This is a genomic window from Nocardiopsis lucentensis DSM 44048 (assembly GCF_000341125.1).
GTDB classification, from domain to species: Bacteria; Actinomycetota; Actinomycetes; order Streptosporangiales; family Streptosporangiaceae; genus Nocardiopsis; species Nocardiopsis lucentensis.
This window is the reverse complement of record NZ_ANBC01000935.1, coordinates 1-4,037: the sequence shown is the minus strand read 5'-3', so window position 1 is coordinate 4,037 and position 4,037 is coordinate 1. Positions and strand designations below refer to the sequence as shown.

The window sequence follows — 4,037 nt, the reverse complement described above, 5'->3', positions numbered from 1 at the left end:
GCGCACTCCACGACGCTGTACAACTCCCTCTACCGCGCGGACGACCAAAGCAGCAGCCCTCAGTCTGACCTGGGGTCCGCTGTTGTGCTTTACCCGAAAGCACATTCCCATGACGAGTCCCACCGGCCACCGCCGACTCGAACCAGCGCTTGCACGTTCCTGAGCGGAACCCTTCACCGCCGTCCGATCCCTCAGTCCTCCGTGTCCGCCAGTACCGATGAGGGTCCGGGAAAGTCCTTGGGGAGGGCGTCCATGACCACCTCGCCGCAGCGGTGTCCCTTCCACTGCCCGGCGCTGCGCATGGTGCCGACCTCCCGGAACCCCGCTTTGGCGTAGGCGTTGCGTCCGGCGGTGTTGGGCTCCAGGACCTTGAGCCAGACCATCTCCAGCCCGATGACGTGGAAGGCGTAGTCCAGCGTCAACCGCGTCGCCGTGGTGCCCACACCCTGCCCCCTGGCCTCCGGGGCGATCACGAGGACGAACTCCGCGGTGCGCACCTGGTGGTCGATGAGCAGACTGGCCAGCCCGCAGGGACGCGGCGTCTTCGACCTCAGATCGTAGACGGTGAAGCGCGCCTGGTCGGGTGCTCCCCGTAGTTGGTGCTCCAGCCCTTCGGCCCGGGACTCGGGGCTCTCGGGGACCTGCCGCCCGTAGCCGAGCACGGCACCCGGATCGCTCTCCCAACGCCAGTACTCGCGGGCCAGGTCGGCTCGTAGCGCTCCCAGGGCGACGCCCTCGGCCTCGGCCCACAGAACCGGTTCGGCGATGTCACTCACGGGACTCCTCGAAGGGTGTGTAGTCGGTGATGTCGTCGGACTCGGCGACCGGTCGGCCGCCGACCTCGACCCAGGCGTGCAACCGCACGGGGTCGGTGGCCGCTCCGTGCCGGAAGGAGGCCCGGTACCCGGCCCAGCGCAGGGCGACGGTGGTCGCCGCGGCTTCCTCCCAACATGCCACGCGCAACGGCAGCAGGCGGCCCACCGCCCGTACAGCGTGTGCGGCCTCCGTCGCGGTGCCGTGGTCGGGGAGACCCGTCGACCTCGGACGTGTCAAGAGTCGGACGTGGGTGAACGTGTTCCGCCGGTTACCCAGGCCACCGCTCAGGACGACGAGGAGTGCGAGGACTCCGAGGACGTACCAGCGCAGGGGAGCCCGGGGGATCGGCGAGAGCGCGGCGGGGCTGTCACGGGTTCCCCAACTGGGTGATGATGGGGCGCCCCGCCGAACACACTCCCAGGAACTCGGGGTCTCGCCTTCGCGCAGAACTCCGGCGCTCACCAACTCCGCCAGTACGGGTTCCTCGCGGGCGGAGAGGCGAAGCGCCGATGCCTCACCCTTCGCGGCGTCCAAGCAAGTGATCATCCACGCCGCCTCCTCGGACAACAGCGTCACCGATCCCTGCTCCAGATCCAGGACGACACATGCCGACGGAAAACAGACCAGCCGCAGGTGCGGGGAGGGGGAGACCGAGAGTAGCCGGGTCATCGTTCCGCCTTCCGTCGTGTGGAGGACCGAACCCACGACGGTGGCGGGTTCGCCTTGACCGCGCGCCCCCACATCTCGGCGGAGATCACCGGCTCCAGCAGTCCCCACGGTGTTTCCCTACCGGTCGCCGCCGCGCGCAGTTCGGCGCGGATCGCCTGCGGGTCGATCAGGCCGTGGCCCGCCAACCACCCGTCGAGCAGGGCGGACACTTCTCCCAGGTGTGCGCGCAATCCCAGATGGTGATCGGCGTCCGTGCCGCCCTTGGTCCGTCGCTGCGCGATCACCTCGGGCAGGAGGTCCCGCATCGCCTCCACCAGTTGGGGCTTGTAGCTCCAGGGTGATCCCCGATCCCCGACCCGGAAAGTCAGGGCGGCCTCCACCACCGCCCTGTCCAGGAAGGGGGACTCCAGACGAACCCCGAAGGCCGAGGCGAACTGCGCGTCAGCGTGGGCGGTACGCCCGATGCCACACAGCGACAGCAGTTCCGCGTCACCATGCAGCAGGTCACCGGGTCCACGGGCAGGTTTCGATAAGGCCATGTCTCGTGCCTTCTGGGTGAGCCAGTGAGGGCAGGGCTCGTGACCGCTCTGCGCCAGCCGTCGCAGCACGCGAACCGGGCTTGTCCGGTCGAGCTTGGCCCACCCGTGCAGATCCCGGAGGGCGCGAAGCACAGAGCCGCGTGCGGCCAGCCTGAGAGTGAACTCCGGCGACTGCATCAACAGCGCGTCTCCCCCGTCGCCGGTCATGTGAAGTGTGCTTCCGGTCGTACGGATCCGCTCGTAGGCGAAGACGTGCCGGGCAGCGGTGATGGTCGACGGAGCCGGTTCGTCGGTCGCCGGAACTCGGGCCAAACCGCCATAGGGAAGTTCCGCCTCACCCAAGGGCAGCAGCGTGTGGCTCACATCCGGATGCCCTCGCAGGGCCGCACGCGCGTGGTCCAGGTCCGCGCCGCGGCTCCTGGACTCGGGGTGGACCGTCCAGGCAGTGAGAGGACGGTTTACCGTCACCTGATCCGAGGCGAGCAGGCACAACGTGGTCGAGTCCAGCCCTCCGCTCAGATCGCAGGACAGGTGAGCCGCCTGAGCGGACCGTACCGAGACAGCGTCCTCCAGCGCCTTCCTGAACAGCCGCGTGGCCCGCGCCCGCGGTGCGCTCTCGGGCGCCGTCCACCACCGGCCAATCGTGGTCGACCCCTCTCGGCGTACGTTCAGACGATGTCCGGGAACGACAGTCCGTACTCCTCGGAAGGGGCTTCGTGGTGTCGGCTGCGGTCCCGCCGGATCCGTCAGTAGATCCGACACCCAGGCCATGTCCACTTGGGCGCCGATGAGACCCGACAGGGCTCGACTGGAGGAGGCCCATACCAGCGAACCCTCCGTCTCGCAGTAGTGGATCGGCAGTGCGTGGACGGGATCGGTGAACACGACTGCCCCTCCTGGGTGACCGACGACGACCGTGTAGGTCCCCGGCCAGGCTGGGGGACCGGCACGCCAGTCCCCCGACAGCCACGCCCGTAAACGGTCCTCGGTCACCGTGTGGCTGCCGAGCACGGACCCGACCACAGGCCCGATTTCGACCACGGTCACTGCGGTTCTGGTACAAGAACCCACAGACCACAGCTCTCCAGTCGGAAACGTTCGAGACCATGTGGGAGAGAGCGGTCGTGGTCTGGGAGTATCGGTGGTCGCGACCACTCCGCCGAACCATTCCACGCCTTGCGCTTCCTTTCGCCTGGCCCGCGACCACCGACAGCGCACCGGGTTACCGGTACTTGTAGCGTTTGTCCTCGCTACCGCTTCGGCTACTGGTCCCCTCGGTCAACTCCACGGCGTCTCCCGCGTCGACGACGATGGGAGGGGATTCCGACTCGGGTGCCTCGGCGGTGGGTGAGACATGGTCTGGCGTCACAGCGTGCTCCTTCGCTCGGGTCACTTCCGGTGGCGTCAGTCTGTCCGTGTCCTGGGGGACGCCTCTACCTCACGAAGGACACTCCGGAGGACGTCCTGGTGCGGTACAAACGTCCCCATGCCCCCTAACGAAAGGCTGCGCGCTGCTCTTGAACGGTCCGGACACACGGTGGCGACCCTGGCTGAGCGTGTGGGCACCGACCCCAAGACCGTGACCCGTTGGATCAGCACCGGACGTGTGCCGCATAGGCGTAACGCGTACGCCGTGGCACGTCTGACCGGTGTTGACGTCCACGAACTCTGGCCCGCACTGGAACGGCGCGGGGAGAGAACGACGACTGCGGCGTCGGATCTGGTGGCCATCCACCGGGAACGCTCCGAAATACCCGTTGAGCAGTGGCGGAGCATGTTCGCGGCGGCCGAGGAGTGGATCGACATCCTGGTGTACGCGGCACTGTTCCTCCACGAACAGATCCCCGGGTGGAACGACCTCCTACGGGACCGGGCCGGAGAGGGTGTCCGTGTACGTGTCCTCATCGGGGACCCCGACTGCGACGCCGTGCGTGTGCGTGGTGGGGAGGAGAGGTTCGGGCACGGTATCCAGTCCCGATGCCGCCTGGCCGCCATGCACTACGGGCCCCTGGC

The 4,037-nt window shown here is 68.1% G+C and carries 5 protein-coding genes; 1 reads left to right on the top strand and 4 read right to left on the bottom strand.

The features are described 5' to 3' along the window. Positions 1-191 precede the first annotated feature (191 nt). The 4 genes from D471_RS0132080 to D471_RS39900 form a co-directional block, all read right to left on the bottom strand. Complete coding sequence (locus D471_RS0132080) at positions 192-776, bottom strand: GNAT family N-acetyltransferase (RefSeq protein ID WP_017602400.1); 585 nt, start codon at positions 774-776, stop codon at positions 192-194. Beyond that, complete coding sequence (locus D471_RS38050) at positions 769-1,485, bottom strand: lasso peptide biosynthesis B2 protein (protein ID WP_017602399.1); 717 nt, start codon at positions 1,483-1,485, stop codon at positions 769-771. The genes D471_RS0132080 and D471_RS38050 overlap by 8 nt, the downstream gene beginning before the upstream one ends. Continuing rightward, positions 1,482-3,179 carry an albusnodin/ikarugamycin family macrolactam cyclase gene (locus tag D471_RS38985; RefSeq protein WP_241479767.1) on the bottom strand — a complete coding sequence of 566 codons (1,698 nt, stop codon included), beginning with the start codon at positions 3,177-3,179 and terminating at the stop codon, positions 1,482-1,484. Before D471_RS38985 ends, D471_RS38050 begins: the two co-directional genes overlap by 4 nt. A gap of 67 nt (positions 3,180-3,246) precedes the next feature. Then, the gene (locus D471_RS39900; RefSeq protein ID WP_017602397.1) at positions 3,247-3,393 is read right to left on the bottom strand and encodes an albusnodin family lasso peptide; all 147 of its coding nucleotides are present in this window, start codon (positions 3,391-3,393) and stop codon (positions 3,247-3,249) included. Between the two features lie 117 nt (positions 3,394-3,510). Between D471_RS39900 and D471_RS39895 the strand changes: the two genes are divergently transcribed. Then, positions 3,511-4,037, top strand: a 527-nt coding sequence (locus D471_RS39895) for a helix-turn-helix domain-containing protein (RefSeq protein ID WP_040692320.1), incomplete at its 3' end; no start/stop codon positions are given.

Excerpts from the sequence above, each read along its gene's own strand:
- D471_RS38050 (WP_017602399.1), bottom strand. The coding sequence starts at position 1,485 with ATGACCCGGCTACTCTCGGTCTCCCCCTCCCCGCACCTGCGGCTGGTC.